The organism is Parafrankia soli, from assembly GCF_001854695.1.
GTDB classification, from domain to species: Bacteria; Actinomycetota; Actinomycetes; order Frankiales; family Frankiaceae; genus Parafrankia; species Parafrankia soli.
Window position 1 is genome coordinate 1 of sequence record NZ_MAXA01000287.1, and the last position, 17,464, is coordinate 17,464.

Here is a 17,464-nt window from a genome sequence, read left to right on the forward strand (position 1 = left end):
CTACCTGCATCCACCCGCCGGCACAGTGCTACTCAGCCTGGACGAGAAGACCGCGATCCAGGCCCGCTCCCGACGTCACCCCACCCGAACCACCCGCCCCGGCCAACCCGCCCGCCGCGAGTTCGAATACGTCCGCCACGGCACGGTCAGCCTGATCGCCGCGATGAACGTCATGACGGGTGAAGTCCTCGGCGAGATCATCCCGGGGCGGAACAACTCGGAGAACTTCATCTGGTTCCTGTCCCGGCTCGATCAGGCGATCCACCCCAGCCTGAAAATCCATCTGGTGATGGACAACGGCCCCAGCCACACCTCGAAGGCGACCCGGGCGTGRCTGGCGGCCCACCCCCGGTTCAGCGTGACCTACACACCCAAGCACGCCAGCTGGCTCAACATGGTTGAGATCTTCTTCTCCACCATCAGCCGCCGGCTGTTGCGCCGCGGCGAGTTCACCTCCCGCGAGGACCTCGCCAACAAGATCCTCCACTTCATCGAGGTCTACGACCGGACCGCCAAGCCCTACCGCTGGACCTACACCGGCGAACCCCTCAAAGCAGCCTGACCAACCCCAGCAGGACTTGCGCGGCGCTGCACTAGTGCCCAGGGGCGGGTCGGCCAAACCCCCGTCCCGGCATCACTCCGGCCGGTATCCGAACGGCGCTCCGCGTCCATCTGAGGGCGCCGTCTATGGGGCCCAGGAACGCCACAGCCCGCCCGGATGTCCGGGCGGGCTGGTGGGGGGCGCGTGCCAGTGCACCAGGATCTCCTCGCCATCGCACCCCCGTCTGACCTGCGCACTGACCTGCGCAGACGGGAGTAATTGTGCTCAAACGGGACGGCCACACCAAACCCGACATGGTGCAACGCGGCCACCGACGAGACTCCCGATCTGGCTTATACGAGGGCATTGTGCTTGGCATCACACCTCGCTAGACTGCCGGACAACCGGTCATATGGATAACCATACGAGTGGGGGTGCTGCTGCGGTCGTGGAGCCACATGAGGTGGTCGGATCGCTGGGATTCTGAGACCTTCCTGGTGCTGGGACCGGCAACGTTTACCCTGTCCGCCGTGCCCCGGCGGCGCCTGGTGGCGTTGCCGGAATCCTCGAGGAGCGCTGCTACGCGGCGGATCCCGGCGCCTTGCCATCCATCCACCTGGCCACGACGGACAGGGCGAACATTGCCGGTCCCAGCACTAGCTTTCCAGCGTCGATCAATGCCCGTGCGTTAGCGCGGCCCGCGGCGACACGCGGCGGTGAATCTTCGTCGGTGCGTCGCGAGGCCCACTGATGGCACCAGGTGCTGGAGCGGTCCGCGAATGACCTGCGGCGTCTATGCCGACCGATCGACCTGAAGGAGTTTCTGTATGCGTTTCGCCCGTGTCCGTGTTGGTGGCGTGCCGCGTTTTTGTCACGTCGATGGTGAGCAGTTGTACCTGCTTGGTGAGGGTGAGCCCGAGCGTGCTGAGCGTACTGGTGAGCGCGTGGCGATTGGTGATGTGGAGTTTCTGGCGCCGGTTGAGCCGACGAAGATTCTGGCTGTATTGGGTGCGTTTCGCTTGTGTGAATGACATGACTCTGACCGATCAAGGGGTGGAGGACATGGACTTCATGCGTGCTAAGTCGGTGGACACGTTCGCCTCATTCGGCCCCTGGATTGATACGGATGTGAGCCCGGACCAGGTTAGGAAGGGGTTGGTGATCAGCGGGTCCGTCAACGGTGTACCGAGCCAGCTGGGCAATACGGCGGACTACACCTGGGACGTTCTGGAGACCATCAGCTGGGCCTCGCAACTGTTCACCTTGCGCCGGTTCGACCTGATCGCTTTGGGCACTCCGGTTCCGGTGTCGCGGGTCGACGTGGGCGACGTCATGACCGTCACCGTCGAGGGGGTGGGCACCTTGATCAACAAGATCGCAAGGGAGGAGTTGATCGCGAGTTGATCCGGGCGTTGGTACCGACTGAAAGATCGAGCCGGAAGACATGAGGGGACAGCATTGAGATGACTGCGTTGATCATTGAAGCCGATAGTCATATCACCGAGCCGGCCGACGTGTGGACCAGTCGGGTGGCGTCGAAGGGTGTGGAGCGAGTGCCGCACGTGTTTCGTGACAAGGACGGTCGAGACGTGTGGGTTCTGAATGACGTGAAGATCGACATGGTGGGTGTGTGTCGGCTCCGGCCGGTTGGGAGGACTTTCTGGCGAGCTACCCTCCGGGGTTCGACGAGGTTCACCCCGGCGCCTACAGTTCGGCCGAACGGATCAAGTACATGGACCAGGCGGATACCTGGGCGCAGGTCCTGTATCCGAACATCGCGGGGTTCGGAGCTCAGTGGCTCCTGAGCATGAACGACGGGAAGCTGCAGCTGGACTGCGTGCGGGCGTACAACGACTTCCAGCATGAGTTGGTGTCGGTTGCCCCRCGGCGGTTGATTCCCAACGTGTCCTTGCCGTTCTGAGATGTGTAGGCGTCAGTGGCCGAGATCGAGCGGTGTACCGAGTTGGGGTTCAAGTCAATTCTGTTCACGGGGGAACCGCACCGTTTCGGCCTGYCTCCGCGTGTGACCGGTATTGGGATCCGCTGTACTCAACCGCGCAGGACGCGGACATGCCGCTGCACTTCCACATCGGCGGCGGCGAGGGCAGTAGCAGTAGGAAAGCGCAGATCAATGCCGATCGGATCGCCGCGCACGGCATCGCCGGTTTCATCACCTATTTAGTCGTCGACCTGTTCTTTAAGAACGGAATCCAGTGCGCGGATCTCATCTCATCCGGCGTGCTGCAGCGCTTCCCCCGCCTGAACTTCGTCTCTGTCGAGAGCGGAATCGGGTGGTGCCGTTCATGCTCGAGGCCGCCGACTACTCCTACCTGGGGGCCGTCTCATCCGGGCGCGAACGCCACGCCGACGATCTGCTGCCCTCAGACCTGTTCCGCATCTTCACCAGCCAATGACGTTTGGGCCACGGCTCGCACAGTCTTCCTCCAGTGGCACGACATTCTTCCAGTGAGATGAGGCAATCGATAGCCACGGCGATCTGGTGCTCGAAGGCGGCTCGGCGGAGCTGAGTCGAAGCCGGGAGGTACTGGAGAGCAGCTACTTGGGTGTGCGAGTCCTTTGACCACGTGCATCGCTTCGGATCTGGCTGACAAGGAGTCTTCGATGACAGTCGTATCAACCACAGCAGCACGTCAGGACGTCGCCCGGTGCAGGTACGCGATGACGTTCGCCGTACAGAAGGTGAGCTCATGACCACCGCCGACGGCTGGGACTACGTCACCGACCTCCTGGTGGTCGGCAGTGGCGGCGGTGCGTTGTGTGCGGGTCTCGCTGCGCATTCGAGGGGCCTGCAGACGCTCATCGTCGAGAAGACCGACAAGATCGGCGGTTCCACAGCTATGTCCGGCGGGGTCCTCTGGCTTCCCGGCAATCCGGTATCCCGCCGGGCGGGGGTCGAGGACAGCCGAGAGGACGCCCGGAACTACTTTGCCGCCGTCGTCGGTGACGAAGGACCTGCGACGTCACGGGCCCGTACCGAAGCCTTCCTTGATGCCGTGGAGCCGTTGGTCGAGTTCCTGACCGACGCCGGCGTGCCGTTGCGGCACTGCGAAGGCTACTCGGACTATTACGACGAACGTCCGGGCGRCAAGGCTCGCGGGCGAGCCATCGAACCCGAGCTGTTCGACACTGGCCTGCTCGGGCCGTGGGAGTCCAAGCTCCGGATCGCCGAAGGCCTCCCACCGCTGCCGGCCTACACGAACGACATCGCACCGCTCGCGGTCGCTCCGCGGACGATGAAGAGTGTACGCACAGTGGCCAAGGTGGTGGGCCGGTATTTGTGGGCCACCGCGCGTGGCCGGCAGGTGCGTGGCTCGGGGGCGGCACTGCAGGGATACATGCTGATGAGCCTGCAGCGGGCCGGTATTCCGATCTGGACGGACAGTCCGCTTGCTGACCTCATCGTCGAGGACGGCAGGGTCGTCGGTGGGATTGTCGAGCACGGAGGCCAGGCCCGCCGAGTGCGTGCACGGCGCGGGGTCCTGCTCGCGGCCGGCGGTTTCGCGCGCAACGCGGAAATGCGCCAGAAGTACGGGCGCCAGCCCTCCTCCGCGGAGTGGACATCCGCCAACCCCGGGGACACCGGCGAGGTGATCGAGACCGCGATGCGCCTTGGAGCCGCGGTCGATCTGATGGACGAGGCATGGTGGATCCCCTCCTCGATACTCCCCAACGGGTACCCGCTGTTCGCCGTCTTCGAGCGCTCGAAGCCGTTCGCGATCATGGTTGACGGCGACGGCGACCGGTACTGCAACGAGGCCGCGTCCTATATGGAGGTCGGCCGTGAGATGTACAAGCGGCACGAGGCCAACGCGTCGGCGGTGCCCAGTTGGTGGATCACCGATTCGCGCAACCGCAATCGCTATCTCTGGGGCCAGACTCCTGGGCGGATTACCCCGAAGGACTGGATCTCCAGCGGCTACATGAAACGCGCGGACACGATCGAAGAGCTGGCGGGAATCTGTGGCATCGATCCGGCGCACCTACGCCAGACGGTCGATCGGTATAACCGGAGTGCCGCGCATGGCCAGGACCCCGACTTCCACAAGGGCGAGCGCGCCTACGACCGCTTTTACGGCGACCCCACGGTCAAGCCCAATCCGTGTGTCGGCACCATCGAAAAGGGACCGTTCTACGCCGTCGCTCTCTACCCCGGAGATGTGGGCACCTCCGGTGGCCTGCTCACCGATGAACAYGCACGGGTCGTGGACAAGAAAGGCCGTCCCATCGAGGGGTTGTACGCGACCGGAAACGGCACTGCCTCGGTGATGGGCAGGCACTACCCCGGCGCTGGGGCGAGCATCGGTGCGACATTTGCCTTCGGCTGGATCGCGGCACAGCATGCGGCCGAGTCCGCTACCGTGCCCGCTCCATCGACACCTCCCGTCTCGATTGGGGCAATCCGTCGGCCTGGCACCAGACGACCAGCTACAGCTCCCCCAGAGAAAGGCGACCAACGATGACCCTGACTGGCCCCCGACCCGCCGCGCGCGAGATCGAGCAGGCCCTGGCCGCTGGGCCCAACGGCGATGAGGTGAATTCCAAGGTTCCATTCCACATGAACGACTCATTACACGTGCCCGCCGAGCGCTACTACTCCCGAGAGTTCTACGACCTCGAGAAGGAGAAGCTCTGGCCGCATGTGTGGCAGATGGCTGCGCGCGAGGAAGAGATCCCTGAGCCGGGAGACTTCGTCGAGTACGAGGTCGTCGGCCAGTCCATCCTGATCGTCCGGCAGGAGGACGGGTCGGTGAAGGCCTTGCACAACGCCTGCCGGCACCGCGCCACCCAACTGGCTGTGGGCGCAGGCCGGTTCCCTGGTGGGCAGATCGCGTGTCCGTTCCATGGCTGGCGGTGGAAGACCGACGGGCAGTGCTCACACATCTTCGGACGGGAAGGTTTCTCCGATGAGGTGCTCCGTCCCGACGATCTCGCTCTGCGCGAGTGTCTCGTGGAGATGTGGGGTGGGCATGTGTGGATAAACATGGACCACAATGCGCCGCCACTGCTCGAGGCGCTGTTTCCGGCGGCACAGATCCTCAGCGGGGTCGGCGTCGGGAACATGCGGGTGAAGTGGTGGAAGGAAGCCATAATCAACTGCAACTGGAAGCTGGCCCAGGAGGCGTTCTTCGAGGGCTGGCATCTGAAGCAGACCCATCCCCAGCTTTACACCTTCGACCAGGACGACAGCGACGAGACCGATCTGGCAGCCTTCGAGTACACGGCGTTCGCGAACGGACACGGCCGCTTCCAGAGTGGCGACGCCAAGGAGAGCTACGGCGGCCGTCCCGGCGCAGAGGTCGAGGATGCGGAGGACAAGTCCGACTTCATCGAGTTCCACCGCGTGCTCCAATCGGGTCAGGACGCGATGGCGCTCGAGCGCGACATCCACGTGTTCGAGGGACTGGCGGGCGAGCTCGACCCMAAGGATCCGGAGTTCGCCGGTAAGGCCATCCAGGCACTCTTCGAGTATTGGAAGGGTGCCGGCATCCCGAACCCGGTGTCGGATCCGGCGGCGATGAGGCTCTGGGGCGGGGACATCTTCCTGTTTCCCAACTACCTGATGCTGCCCATGTACGCCAACTCGCTGAACTATCGGGTGCGGCCCTACAACGACGACCCGGAATGGTGCCGCTTCGAGGTCTGGTCGGTGACCACGTACCCGGCCGGGCGGGAGCCGGAGCGCGCCGAGCTCACCGGACGCTTCGACACGGACGACACGGACCACTGGGGTCTGATCCCGCGCCAGGACTTCGAAAACCTGGAGCGCCTGCAGCGCGGGATCAAGTCCAAGAGCATCTCCGAGACCCGGTTGTCGCAGCTGTGGGAGCAGACCATCAGCAATATGCACCAGGAGTTGGACCGCCGACTCGCAGCTGACTACAGCACTCGGCCGGCTGGAGACGCGACTCGGTGAGGGGTGGTGTGTTCCGTGCCCTGGGTGACCGTTGAGCCCTCGGGCATCCGGATCGAGGTACATGAGAAGGAGTCCGTGGCCGCGGCGGCTTGGCGACAGGGAATCACTTGGCCAACCAAGTGCTGGGGCCAGGCTGAATGCATGTCCTGCTTCACCAAGATCGTGGGCGACGAGCTGGCTGCTGAGCCGATGACTCAGGAGGAGTCCGATGCGATGAGACTCCGGATGGCCAAGCGGGTGCGGAGTCCTCCCGTGCGTCTGGCCTGCCGGCTGCACGTCAAGAAGGACGGCCTCGTCCTCGAGAAACGGGGCGTCCGGACCGCGACAGGGACTGACAACAACATGACCCGTGCCCGCCAACCGACGCCGGAGTCAGAAGGAACATGGGGAGCTAGCCCAGAAGGAGTCTTGAATGACAGTCATATCGACGACTGCCGTGAGTCAGGACGTCGCCCGGCGGATGTACACGACGATGACGCTCGCCGCCGCCTGCGATGAACGCCTGCGCCGGGGCATCTTGCGGGGGGAGTTCRCCGCCACCATCTGGCCGTCGCGGGGTCAGGAGGCAATTCCCGCTGGCATGGGGGCCGCCCTTCGCACCGACGACCGGCTGGTCACGACCTACCGCGGGCTGCACGACCTGATCGGCAAGGGCGTGCCGCTGACCCAGGTGATTGGTGAGGTGCTCGGCCACAGCGTCGGCGCATCTCGTGGCAAGGGCGGGACGATGCACATCACCGCACCCGAGCAGGGGGTCATGCTCTGCACCGGCATCGTCGGTGCGGGCGTCCCGGTCGCCGTCGGGCTGGCCTTGGCGGCCGTGCAGCAGGGGAGTGACCGAGTCGCGGCCGTCTGCTTCGGCGACGGCGCGACGAACACCGGGTCGTTCCACGAGGGTATGAACCTCGCGTCGACCTGGCAGCTGCCGGTCATCTTCGTCTGCCAGAACAACCTCTTCGCGGAGATGACGCCGATCGGCGACACGATGCACATCGACCAGGTCGCCGACCGGGCGCTCGCGTACGCGATGCCGGGCTTGCGGATCGACGGCAACGACCCGGAGGCGGTGTACCAGGCGGTCACCGTGGCCGCCGAACGGAGCCGCGGCGGCGGTGGTCCGACGCTACTGGAATGCGTCACCTTCCGCTTCAAAGGCCACTATACCGGGGACCAGATGTCATACATGCCACCGGACGAACTCGCCGCCGCTGAGGCGGTCGATCCCATCCCGCGCTACCGGCAGAAGCTCCTCGACAACGGCGTGTCGTCAGAGGACGAACTCGCCGCCATAGACGAGCAGGCGACGCAGCAAGTCGATACGGCGCTCCAGGAGGTTCTGGCCGCATCCGTACCCGGGCTCGACGAGCTCGAGAAGGACTTCTTCGTCGACATGAAAGGCATTCCGGCATGACAACTATCGCTGACACAAAGACCCTGACGGTCGTCGGCGCGATCAACGAAGCGCTCGACGAGGCGTTGGCCGCCGATCCACGCGTTTTCCTCTTGGGCGAGGACATGGCCGACCCGGGCGGCGGCGTGTCGGGCGCGACCAGCGGGTTGTCGACCAAGCACGGCAAGAGTCGGGTCCTGGACACTCCGATCTCCGAGGCGGCAATCGCGGGTGCAGCGATCGGTGCGGCTCTCGAAGGTCAGATCCCCGTCGCCGAGATCATGATCATGGACTTCATCGCGATCGCAATGGACCAGATCGTCAACATCGCGGCGAAGGCGCGCTTCATGTCGGCAAACCGGACGTCGTGCCCGCTCACGGTGCGAACCGCGACGTTCGGCGGACTGGGGTCGGGGGCCACGCACTCGCAGTCCCTCGAGAGCTGGTTCATGCATGTTCCCGGCCTGAAGGTGATCGTGCCGAGCACGCCGGCGGACGTTAAAGGCCTGCTGAAGGCGGCCATCTTCGATCCCGATCCGTCCATCTTCGTCGAGACGATCGCCTGTTATGGCATTCGCGGTGAAGTTCCGGCCGGCGACCACGTCGTCGAGATCGGCACCGCCGACATTAAGCGCAGCGGCAGCGACGTCACCCTCATCACCTACGGCCGCGGCGTATTCGACTCGCTGCAGGCCGCCGAGCAACTCGCCGCCGAGGGCATCGACGCCGAGGTGCTCGACCTGCGCACGCTGGTCCCGCTCGACACGGAGGCTGTCCTGGAATCGGTGGGCCGCACGGGCCGGGCGGTTATGGTGCACTACGCGGTTGAGTTTGCCGGACCGGGCGCGGAGATCGCCACACGCATCAACTCGGAGCTCTTCGGACAACTCAAGGCGCCGGTCCAGCGTGTCGCGTCTCGGTACCGGCCGATCCCTGCGGCCGTGGGTCTCGAGGCCGCTGTGTACCCGAGCGTCGACCGCATCACGGCAGCAGCCCGTGCTTCCGTGGAGTACGTCAAGTGACCGACATCGTTCCGGTTCGGATGCCCAAGCTCACCATGGCGGCGATCGAGGGCACCTTCATAGAGTGGCTGGTCGCGGACGGCGAGCACGTCAACGAGGAGCAGCCGCTCTACCTCGTCGGGACCGACAAGGTCGAGACGGAGGTACTCTCACCGGCCACCGGCGTGCTCCGGCATGGAGACGCCGAGCCTGAGGCTGTCTACCCGATCGGGGCGCAACTCGCCGTGATCGACGTCGAATGCAGCTAACGGGGCTTCGCCCCAGCCCGACGAGCGTGTGTCTGCGGGCCGGTATGCGGGTTGCTTCCACCGCCCCGCTGGCGTCAATCATCGAGGGCTTCGTGACCGCGGTCCGCCGGTTCGCCGCCAACCACGACACCCCGATCGTCGACTTCACCAAGGGACACCGCAGCAGCGCCCTATAGGAGGTGGGAAAGTGAGCCGATACAGACTCGTTGTTCTCAGCGAGCCGACGGCCGGGAAAGAGGATGAATACAACGAGTGGTACGACCAACAGCACTTGGGTGACCTTGTGGCCGTCGACGGCATCGAGTCGGCCCAGCGGTTCCGCAGGGTGGATGGACTCCCGTCGGAAGCCGCCCAGGTGGCCCCGCAACGATACCTTGCCCTGTATGAGATCGAGACCGATAATATCGAGGATGTTCTTGGCGATTTGATGAAGCGTGCCGGCACTACGGCCATGCCCATCAGCGAGGCCCTCGATCTCGCTAATGCAACGCCCTGGGTCTTCGAGGAGATCGGCGAGCCACGGAAGTCGGAGCCGCCGGTTAGCTGACTACCAGCTGGGCTGATAGTGGAGGTAGGATAGGGAGCTGGCGCCGTCACCCAGGGTGATAGTTTCCAGCTCCTTCTCTCGGTCAGGAGGGCTTTACCAGGCAGCGTCACGGTTCGCCCATCGACCGTCCGATAGCGCCGGTCTGGGTGCAGGGTACACGTGAATGTGCTTGCGCCCCTGGGTACCTTCGTACTTAAAGCACCGAACGGACTCGCGGCACTCTGCCCGAAATATGCTACTGCGTCACCGTCCGCCGATCAGGCCCGCCATTTGCCGTCGCGGTCGCCGCCACCGCGACAGCACAGGGGGTCATCCCGCTCCGACTCCCGAGCGGTGGCGCCGGTCGGAATTTTCCAGCATCGGGCCATCCCTGTCTCCATCCTTTTCGGCCAAATTCTTGCTTTCCGTGGCCATGGCCCGCAACGTGCTCGGCGAGGACGACGACGAGACCAGATCACGCTTGCGACAATGGCGATTCGCGGTATAGATTCACAATTCACGGTCCGTGTATAGGCGGGCCTGCCCCCGGCTCGCCGGTAGAACTCGCGAGACTCGCCCTGCTGCTGTCCGTCGTGATCTCGGTGGCGTCGGCCATCGCCTCCGCGATCCCATCGGTCGCTCCGGGCCGTCGTGCGAGGACCTCGTCGGTGCGAGGACGTCGTAGGGCCGGCTCGTACCACCGGGATCAGCCCGGTCTACGCGCGGATCCGCCACGCACCGCAGCCTTCGTCGTTTGCTCCACCCCTCCTCCATCGCCAACGTAGTTGAGAGGTGCATCATGCCGACCAAGAGGGGCTTCCCCCTGGCCGCCGTGGCCTGCTGTCTGTTCCTTGTCCTGGCGGCCTGTGGCGGTGGCGCTTCGCCCGCCGGTAGTTCGGCAGCTGCTGACGGCGAGCCGGTGCCGGGCGGTACTGCGCGTGTGTTGACATTAAGCGACGCACGCAGTCTCGATCCCGCGATGCTCTTCAACGCGTACGCGAGTACCGCAGTGCTGGGCAATGCGCTCTACGGGACGTTGCTGACCGACGATCCGGCGTCCGGAGAAGTCCGGTACCGGATGGCCGAGTCCTTCACGACCTCGGACAACGGCACGACGTTCGAGTTGAAGCTGCGCCCGGGGCTGGTGTTCTCCGACGGCACCCCGTTGGACGCAGCAGCCGTCAAGTACAACTGGGACCGGCTCAAGACGGTCCCCGGGGCGTCCGCCGCGGACGCGTCGCTGGTCGGATCGACCGAGGTGATCGACCCGCGGACGCTTCGGATCACGCTGACCGCGCCGATCCCGAAGTTCGCCCAGATCGTCGTCATCTCCTCGATGAACTGGATCGCGTCGCCTGCTGCGCTGGCGGCGGGCCAGCAGGCGTTCGACGCGCACCCGATCGGCGCGGGCCCGTTCACATTGGAGCGCTGGACCAGGCAGGACGCCATCGAGCTGGTCAAGAATCCGCGGTACTGGGACGCACCCAAGCCCTATCTCGACCGCCTGACCCTGCGCGTGGCACTCGACGGCGGCCAGAGGCTCAACACGGTGGTCAGCGGTGGCGCCGACGTCGCTATCGAGTCGCACTGGTGGAACGTCTCGCGCGCGGCAGAGGCGGGGCTGCGGACCAACGTCATGCAGCTGAGTGGAGGGGTGTACGTCGCGCTGAACCAGCGCCGGGCACCGTTCAATGACGTCCGAGCTCGTCAGGCGCTCGCGTACGCGAGCGACCTGCAGGCACTGAACCTGGCGGCCTACAACGGCGCCGGACAGGTCGCGGACACGTTGTTCAGCAAGCAATCGACGTTCTACACGGACACCCCACTGACGACGCCGAACCGCGACACGGCGCAGCGGCTGTTCGACGAGCTGGCCGCCGCGGGCAAGCCGGTGTCGTTCACGCTAACCGTCTCCCCCACGGCCGACAGCAAGGCGTTGGCGGAGGGCATCCAGGCGCAGCTCAGCGCGTTCCGAAACGTGTCTGTCCAGATCGACGTCGTCGACCACGCACGGTCGGCTGCCCTGCGCACCAGCCACGACTTCGACGCGATCTTCTCGGGGGTCTTCTTCGTCGACCCCGAGCCACGGCTGTGGAATGCCTTCAACGGGCAGTCGGACGCGAACATCTCGGGCGTCAACGACGAGGCCCTGAACACCGACCTCCAGGCCGCCCGGACGGCGACCGGCGAGGCCGAACGCAAGGCGCTCTACGCCGCCGTGCAGCAGCGGCTGGCCGAGCTGGTTCCGGTGATCTTTCTCGTGCGGGCTGCGCCCAGCGCCTTGGCCGGGAAGAACGTCGGTGGTCTCGTGCAGTACGGCAACGGCTCGTTGTTGCCCGAAGAACTGTGGATCCGACGGTAACCGAGAATCTGTGCGGCAGCGCACCCACAAGGCAGGACGCGATCCAAATGACTAATTGGGACTGCGCAACAGACTTCCTCGTGGTCGGCAGCGGAGCAGGACCTTCCTGTGGGGTTCCAGAACTCGGCCACCGGCGTTGACCTGGCCTTTTACAACTCGTTTCACAAAGACTGATCAACAGTGGTGTGTCGTGCCAGGAACGGGTCGGCTTGACCGGTAGACCTCGGTGTCATGCGTGATGAGGCGACGGTGAGCGAGGAGCTGTGGAAGCGGCTGGCGCCGCTGATCCCGGTGCGGGAGCGGCGGTTCCGTTACCCGGGCCGGTTGCCGGTCGATGACCGGGCGGCGCTGGAAGGAATCCTGTGGGTGCTGCGTAACGACGTGCCCTGGCGGGAGCTGCCCACCGCGCTGTTCGGCGTGTCGGGGTGACCTGCTGGCGCCGGCTACGGGACTGGGCCGAAGCCGGGGTCTGGCAGCAGCTCCACGAGCAGCTGCTCGCCGAGTGCAACACCGCCGGGCTGCTCGACCTGCACCGGGCCCTGGTCGACTCCTCCCACATCCACGCGTTAAAGGGGGCCCGAGACGGGTCCGAGCCCGGTCAACCGAACCCACCCCGGCAGCAAACACCACCTGATCACCGACGCCACCGGGGTTCCGCTCGCCACAATCGTGACCGCGGGAACCGTCACGACGTCACCCAGCTGATCCCGCTCGTCGAGGCGATCCCCCCGATCCGCGGCCGGCGAGGGCGGCCCCGGCGCCGGCCCCGCTACCTGCTCGCCGACCGGGCCTACGACCACGTGAAATACCGGCGGCAGCTGTCCGCCCGCGGGATCACTCCGATCGTCGCCCGCCGGGGGAAGCCCCACGGCAGCGGTCTGGGTCGCCAGCGTTGGCCGGTAGAGCGGACCTTCGCCTGGCTGCACCAGTTCCGCCGGCTCCGCACCCGCTGGGAACGCCGGATCGACATCCATCAGGCGTTCCCGAGCCTCGCCTGCTCGATCATCTGCTTACGCAAACTCCAAGGATCATTCTGAAACGAGCTGTTAGCCGCCCTGCATCAGCAACAGCCAGTTGCGGTAACCGAGCACCTTGTCCGCCGCGTCCACGGCCGCGGCCGAGTCCTCGAGATCCATGATGGTGCTGACCGCGGTCTCGATCACGAGATCCTTGACCCCCGCCAGGTCGGCGGACCCGATTGGGCTGGCTCGGTCGATCTGGATCTCGACGTGCAGGCCGTGATGGCGTCCAAGGGCAGCTGATTGTCGAGGAACGCCCGGCCGCGGGCAACAAGCTCGGCCCCGCGCCTCGGGTTGTATCCGGTGCCACGCTCGCGACCGTCGGCCTCGTCGATGACATCCGTACCGTACTAGCGCGTCGTATAGAGAACCCCAGCGTGCGTTCGCAGGGCAGACAGCGAACCGTGTGTTCAGCAGCGGCACGACGAGCTGCGCTCCTGCCTGTCTCGACACTCCGAATCGACATCAGCAGTGCCAACCTCGAACACCTCCGGGCTCGGGCGCGAGGTAGCCGATCTCGGTCGGAAACTCTTGATATGCGGCGTCGGTTCACGGTCCAGGGAGTCGACGGTGGTACTTATCGATTGCGGTCTGTAGCTCGACCCGACGGGCAAGCAGCTCTTGGTTCCGCAGTGCGAAATCGTGGATCAGTGCCTCGGCCCGCGACCAGAAGGCTGCTGGATCGACGCCAGAGCCAGGTATTGCTTCCTCGACGGCAAACTCACACAAGACCCTGGCGACTTTGAGCTGACCAACCTGAACTCGATTCGGCACTCCCGTTGTCTACTCTCTGAACAGCCTTCGAAGGCCGTTTTCAACGAAAAGATAGCCGCTCTACCCTGGCCTGCGATCAATGACCGTCGACCCGCCCCCCACGACGTCGACCGCCGCTCACCGAAGTCTCGGGGCAGCTTCATTCCGCCGGAATGGACGGCTCGTCCACGGATACCGTAACAGTCAGATTTGTGCCGCTCCAGGCGAAGCTCAGATCCGCCTGCCACTTGAACATATCGCCCCGATACCACGTATGAATGAACTCCACCGGCCTCAGCTCGCTCCGCACGACGCGCTCGGAGAACAGAACGGGCTGGCCGATTTCGATCGATAGGTTGGTCGCGACCAGCGAGTCGGCGATCTCAGCCGACATCGACTGCGTTGCTCCCGTGATCGGCATACCGCGTTTCATCTCGAAATGGGCACGTTCAAAGGGAACGATCTCTTCGGGCTCGAGGAGCTCGACAACTGCCGGAGACAGGTAGACGACCGTGTAGGCGAACGGCTCCCCGCGCAAGTCGCGACGATAGACCAGAGCCGTACCCGAAGATGATTGCATCCCGAGCGCCTCACGAACGTTCACAGGGAACGGCACATCGTGTTCAACGCTGAATTCGCGAAACGACATGTCGTCCGTGCCTATAATGAGCTCGGTAAACGAGCCGACAAAGGCGTGCGGCCTGTGGACCGCGGCGTCTTCACGTACGAATGTGCCACGCCCCTGACGCCGCTCCACGAGTCCTCGCTCGACGAGTACCCCAACGGCCTGCCGAATGGTCGCTTTGCTCACCGCGAACTCAGCAACGAGCTCGTCTTCGCTCTCGAGAGCGGCTCCCGGTGCGTACACACCGCGCTGGATACGTCGGTAGAGGACCCCGTATATCCGCTGATACAGCGGTGCTGAGAGTGGACTATGAGGCATGTACTCAACCCCACCCGGCGGTCTGTGCGGTGTTGGACATCGCGTGATCCCAGTGATGCGGTCCACTCGAGTTGTTAGTCAACTCGCACTTCCCTTCCGACCACACCGACGCCCCCGATGGAAGTAGCCGACGGAGCGGCGTAAGTGGGCGATGCGGCTGGTGCAGCAAGCCCTTGAGCAGGATCCAGGTCATTCGCTGAACGTCGCGGCGAGGAGCAGATCGGCCACAGCCTGTACGAGGTGCGCAGACGCCGCTCTGGTCCGCGAGGCCGGCTTCGACGGGCAAGCGGTCACGCCAGCAGATCAAACGGCTCATGCGCTGAGTCGGCAGCCAGGCACCCGGCGCGGGCGGCCCGCCTCCCCGTGACCAGGCCCGCCCGGCTCGTCCCGGCCGTCGCCGAAGTGTTCTCGGATCGACGCGGCCAGCCGCAGCAGCCCGTCGACGTCGACCCGGTCGGTGCGACCGAGGTTCATCAGCACCTGCGGCTTCACCGTGCATCCACCTGCCGGTTGTTGCGCCAACGCCGCGTACCGCACCACCGCCCCGTCGGCGTTCCGCCGCTGCGTGAACCGCAAGTACATGCCCACACCGAACACATCAGACCAGGCGTAGCAAACAAAATCAGCCAAGTGATGATACCACACTTTCGGCTCCACGCGACTGAAATTCGAGATCGGCAGGCCCATGACCTGCGGTTTCATCTCAGCGATCTTCGCCATGTGCCCACGAACTGCGGAACCCGGGGCGGAGGATGAAGGTGGTCGACGCCCGCCCGGTCGGCGTGACGTGGTTGTTGGACGCGCTGTGGCGCGAGCTCGGGGTCGCTGCCGCGATCGAGAAGGTGGTGGCGGACCGCGGGTTCACGGCGGCGGTGGAACGGGTGCTGTTCGCGCTCGTGGCGAACCGGGCGATCGAGCCGATGTCGAAGCTGTCCGCAGCCGAGTGGGCCTGCGAGGACGTCGTCATACCCGGGCTTTCGGGTATGGACGACGACCAGGCGTACCGGGCGCTGGACAGTCATGACGGCGCAACGACGGCCGGACCGCGTGCTGACTGGCGCGCACGAGGAGTTCTGTGCCATTGCGCGGCTCTCGGCCGGGAGCCGGTTACCCGGGGGGTCGAAGATCGCGACCTCGACGTCGGGCAGGATGCGCCCGACCACTGACTGTCTGCTTCAGAGAATGGCGCCGCTGCTCTTGAGCTGCCCGATCTCTTCCCAGGACAGACCCAACTCGAGGAGGGTGGACTCGGTGTGTTCGCCGTGTTCCGGACCCCGAGTCGGCTTTCCCGGCTGCCCGTCGAACTGTACCGGGCTGGTGACCAAGGGGATTTCGACGCCGTCGAAGTCGACCGTCTGCAGATAGCCGTTGGCGATCACCTGCGTGTCATCGGCCGCTTCGTGAGGGCTGACCACGGGCACCCACTCACCGTCGAAATCGGCGAGGATCTGGCACCATTCGTCGAAATTCCGATCGCCGAAGACGCCGTCGAGCCATTCGATGCACTCGAGGCGGTTCTCCCGACGGGCCTCCAGGTCGATGAACCGTGGATCCGCGGCTATCTCCGGCTGGCCGATCGCCCGACACAGGTCAGGCCAGTAGCGATCGGGCGAAAGCATCTGCAGCGCGACGAATCGATTGTCCTTGGTCCGGTACGAGAGCATCAGCGGGTTCGGGAACTGGTACCGATCCGGCGCGCCGTGATGGGCTAGRCCGGAGATGCGCGCGTTCATCACGTTGACCTGGAGCTGCCACATCCCGGACGCGAGCAACGATACGTCGATGACCGATGGCTGACCCGAAGTGGCCCGCCGGTACAGCGCCGTGCTGATCGCCCCCGCGATGGTGAGACCACCCACCACGTCGCCGAAGGCCGGCTTGCCCATCGTCGGCCATTCGGCTTCCGGCGGCGTGAAGGTGTACTGCATGCCGGTGCGCGCCCAGTACGCGCCGGAGTCGTACCCACCCCGGCCGGCATCCGGCCCCTTGGTGCCGAAGGCCGTGCCACGGACGTAGATGATCGAAGGATTGTCGCGTCGTATGTCCTCGACCTCAATCTTCAGGCGAGTGAGGGCTCCCGCTCGCAGATTGGTGACGAACACATCGGAGGCCGCCACGAGCCGCGAGAGCAGTGCYCGACCCTCCGGATGTTTGACGTCCAGGGCAACCGAGCGTTTGCCGYGGTTCGCGGAATGGAAGTAAGGGTCGATGCCCCCATGGAGCTTGTGTAGACCAGCTGTCACTAGACCACGGTAGGGATCGCCAGTCTTCGGATGCTCGATCTTGATGACATCGGCCCCCCATTCCGACAACACCGCGCCCGCCGCCGGGACAAATACATGGGAAGCGACTTCAAGTACCTTCACGCCACTGAGCGGCAGCGATCCTGTCTCGTTAGGTTCCACAACCCGTCCCATTCTCGCGGCGATAGGTGTAACCATGTACGATCGGAGCAATTGTGAGCGAGCCCTCAGCTCGTCCGCATCGAACCCATCATCGACTGAGTGATCTTGCCGAGCCCGTATTGTTTGCCGGGCACGTAGGAGACGTCGTGACCGGCGCTGCGGGCGCGAAGGGCTGCGACAGTCGCATGCTCCTTCGGGATGTACTTGAATGGGTCGAAGTTGAATATCCGCATGGCGTTCAGGTGCGTGATCTTGTGAAAGCGCCGGGATAAACCGGCATGGAGGAGGAGATGGAAGAGCTCTGCGTCGAAGGGCTAGCG

The 17,464-nt window shown here is 64.9% G+C and carries 21 protein-coding genes; 17 read left to right on the forward strand and 4 right to left on the reverse strand.

All coding sequences use genetic code 11. The annotated features are described in order from the left end of the window. From BBK14_RS34080 to BBK14_RS36410, 16 genes are all read left to right on the forward strand, one after another. Window positions 1–562 (forward strand): IS630 family transposase (locus BBK14_RS34080; RefSeq protein WP_116430216.1); only part of this gene is annotated, 562 nt, incomplete at its 5' end. Window positions 563–1,368: 806 nt separating this feature from the next. Next, window positions 1,369–1,572: a DUF2437 domain-containing protein gene (locus tag BBK14_RS37950; RefSeq protein ID WP_131802494.1), complete on the forward strand. Its 204-nt coding sequence runs from the start codon at window positions 1,369–1,371 to the stop codon at window positions 1,570–1,572. Window position 1,573: 1 nt separating this feature from the next. Next, window positions 1,574–1,945, forward strand: a complete 372-nt coding sequence (locus tag BBK14_RS34085) for a fumarylacetoacetate hydrolase family protein (protein WP_157904383.1) — start codon at window positions 1,574–1,576, stop codon at window positions 1,943–1,945. Between the two features lie 226 nt (window positions 1,946–2,171). Then, window positions 2,172–2,462, forward strand: coding sequence for an amidohydrolase family protein (locus tag BBK14_RS34090; RefSeq protein WP_071067241.1), 291 nt, complete (start codon window positions 2,172–2,174; stop codon window positions 2,460–2,462). A gap of 32 nt (window positions 2,463–2,494) precedes the next feature. Continuing rightward, window positions 2,495–3,016: an amidohydrolase family protein gene (locus tag BBK14_RS37955; protein ID WP_476739420.1), complete on the forward strand. Its 522-nt coding sequence runs from the start codon at window positions 2,495–2,497 to the stop codon at window positions 3,014–3,016. 233 nt (window positions 3,017–3,249) lie between these two features. Beyond that, window positions 3,250–5,022 carry an FAD-binding protein gene (locus BBK14_RS34095; RefSeq protein WP_071067242.1) on the forward strand — a complete coding sequence of 591 codons (1,773 nt, stop codon included), beginning with the start codon at window positions 3,250–3,252 and terminating at the stop codon, window positions 5,020–5,022. Then, window positions 5,019–6,476, forward strand: a complete 1,458-nt coding sequence (locus BBK14_RS34100; protein WP_198541517.1) for an aromatic ring-hydroxylating oxygenase subunit alpha — start codon at window positions 5,019–5,021, stop codon at window positions 6,474–6,476. The genes BBK14_RS34095 and BBK14_RS34100 overlap by 4 nt, the downstream gene beginning before the upstream one ends. A gap of 24 nt (window positions 6,477–6,500) precedes the next feature. After that, window positions 6,501–6,974 carry a 2Fe-2S iron-sulfur cluster-binding protein gene (locus tag BBK14_RS42590; protein ID WP_420849217.1) on the forward strand — a complete coding sequence of 158 codons (474 nt, stop codon included), beginning with the start codon at window positions 6,501–6,503 and terminating at the stop codon, window positions 6,972–6,974. Beyond that, a complete protein-coding gene (locus tag BBK14_RS34105) occupies window positions 6,889–7,887 on the forward strand; it encodes a thiamine pyrophosphate-dependent dehydrogenase E1 component subunit alpha (protein WP_071067243.1) in 999 nt (332 codons plus the stop codon). The genes BBK14_RS42590 and BBK14_RS34105 overlap by 86 nt, the downstream gene beginning before the upstream one ends. Further along, window positions 7,884–8,888: an alpha-ketoacid dehydrogenase subunit beta gene (locus BBK14_RS34110; RefSeq protein WP_071067244.1), complete on the forward strand. Its 1,005-nt coding sequence runs from the start codon at window positions 7,884–7,886 to the stop codon at window positions 8,886–8,888. Before BBK14_RS34105 ends, BBK14_RS34110 begins: the two co-directional genes overlap by 4 nt. Continuing rightward, on the forward strand, window positions 8,885–9,136 hold the full coding sequence (locus BBK14_RS34115; protein ID WP_083391438.1) for a biotin/lipoyl-containing protein: 252 nt from the start codon (window positions 8,885–8,887) through the stop codon (window positions 9,134–9,136). Before BBK14_RS34110 ends, BBK14_RS34115 begins: the two co-directional genes overlap by 4 nt. Before the next feature lie 44 nt (window positions 9,137–9,180). Beyond that, complete coding sequence (locus tag BBK14_RS41525; RefSeq protein WP_275078534.1) at window positions 9,181–9,312, forward strand: hypothetical protein; 132 nt, start codon at window positions 9,181–9,183, stop codon at window positions 9,310–9,312. 11 nt (window positions 9,313–9,323) lie between these two features. Continuing rightward, window positions 9,324–9,683 carry a hypothetical protein gene (locus BBK14_RS34120; RefSeq protein WP_071067245.1) on the forward strand — a complete coding sequence of 120 codons (360 nt, stop codon included), beginning with the start codon at window positions 9,324–9,326 and terminating at the stop codon, window positions 9,681–9,683. Window positions 9,684–10,461: 778 nt separating this feature from the next. Then, the gene (locus BBK14_RS34125) at window positions 10,462–12,024 is read left to right on the forward strand and encodes an ABC transporter substrate-binding protein (RefSeq protein WP_083391439.1); all 1,563 of its coding nucleotides are present in this window, start codon (window positions 10,462–10,464) and stop codon (window positions 12,022–12,024) included. A gap of 249 nt (window positions 12,025–12,273) precedes the next feature. Beyond that, window positions 12,274–12,453 (forward strand): transposase, encoded by a 180-nt coding sequence (locus tag BBK14_RS41115; RefSeq protein WP_241832072.1) that lies wholly within the window; start codon window positions 12,274–12,276, stop codon window positions 12,451–12,453. Next, window positions 12,450–13,061 (forward strand): IS5 family transposase, encoded by a 612-nt coding sequence (locus BBK14_RS36410; RefSeq protein WP_241832073.1) that lies wholly within the window; start codon window positions 12,450–12,452, stop codon window positions 13,059–13,061. Before BBK14_RS41115 ends, BBK14_RS36410 begins: the two co-directional genes overlap by 4 nt. Window positions 13,062–13,592: 531 nt before the next feature. Here the strand turns inward: BBK14_RS36410 and BBK14_RS43115 are convergent. From BBK14_RS43115 to BBK14_RS43120, 3 genes are all read right to left on the reverse strand, one after another. Then, window positions 13,593–13,817 carry a hypothetical protein gene (locus BBK14_RS43115; RefSeq protein ID WP_241832075.1) on the reverse strand — a complete coding sequence of 75 codons (225 nt, stop codon included), beginning with the start codon at window positions 13,815–13,817 and terminating at the stop codon, window positions 13,593–13,595. A 139-nt stretch (window positions 13,818–13,956) separates the two neighbouring features. Then, window positions 13,957–14,739 carry a GntR family transcriptional regulator gene (locus BBK14_RS34140; RefSeq protein ID WP_083391440.1) on the reverse strand — a complete coding sequence of 261 codons (783 nt, stop codon included), beginning with the start codon at window positions 14,737–14,739 and terminating at the stop codon, window positions 13,957–13,959. Window positions 14,740–15,051: 312 nt separating this feature from the next. Further along, on the reverse strand, window positions 15,052–15,459 hold the full coding sequence (locus tag BBK14_RS43120; protein WP_131802498.1) for a hypothetical protein: 408 nt from the start codon (window positions 15,457–15,459) through the stop codon (window positions 15,052–15,054). Between the two features lie 38 nt (window positions 15,460–15,497). On the opposite strand from BBK14_RS43120, the gene BBK14_RS34150 reads away from it, so the two are divergent. Then, complete coding sequence (locus tag BBK14_RS34150) at window positions 15,498–15,905, forward strand: hypothetical protein (protein WP_131802499.1); 408 nt, start codon at window positions 15,498–15,500, stop codon at window positions 15,903–15,905. Between the two features lie 9 nt (window positions 15,906–15,914). On the opposite strand, the gene BBK14_RS34155 is transcribed toward BBK14_RS34150, so the two are convergent. Continuing rightward, window positions 15,915–17,144 carry a CaiB/BaiF CoA transferase family protein gene (locus tag BBK14_RS34155; RefSeq protein ID WP_241832076.1) on the reverse strand — a complete coding sequence of 410 codons (1,230 nt, stop codon included), beginning with the start codon at window positions 17,142–17,144 and terminating at the stop codon, window positions 15,915–15,917. Window positions 17,145–17,464 lie beyond the last annotated feature (320 nt).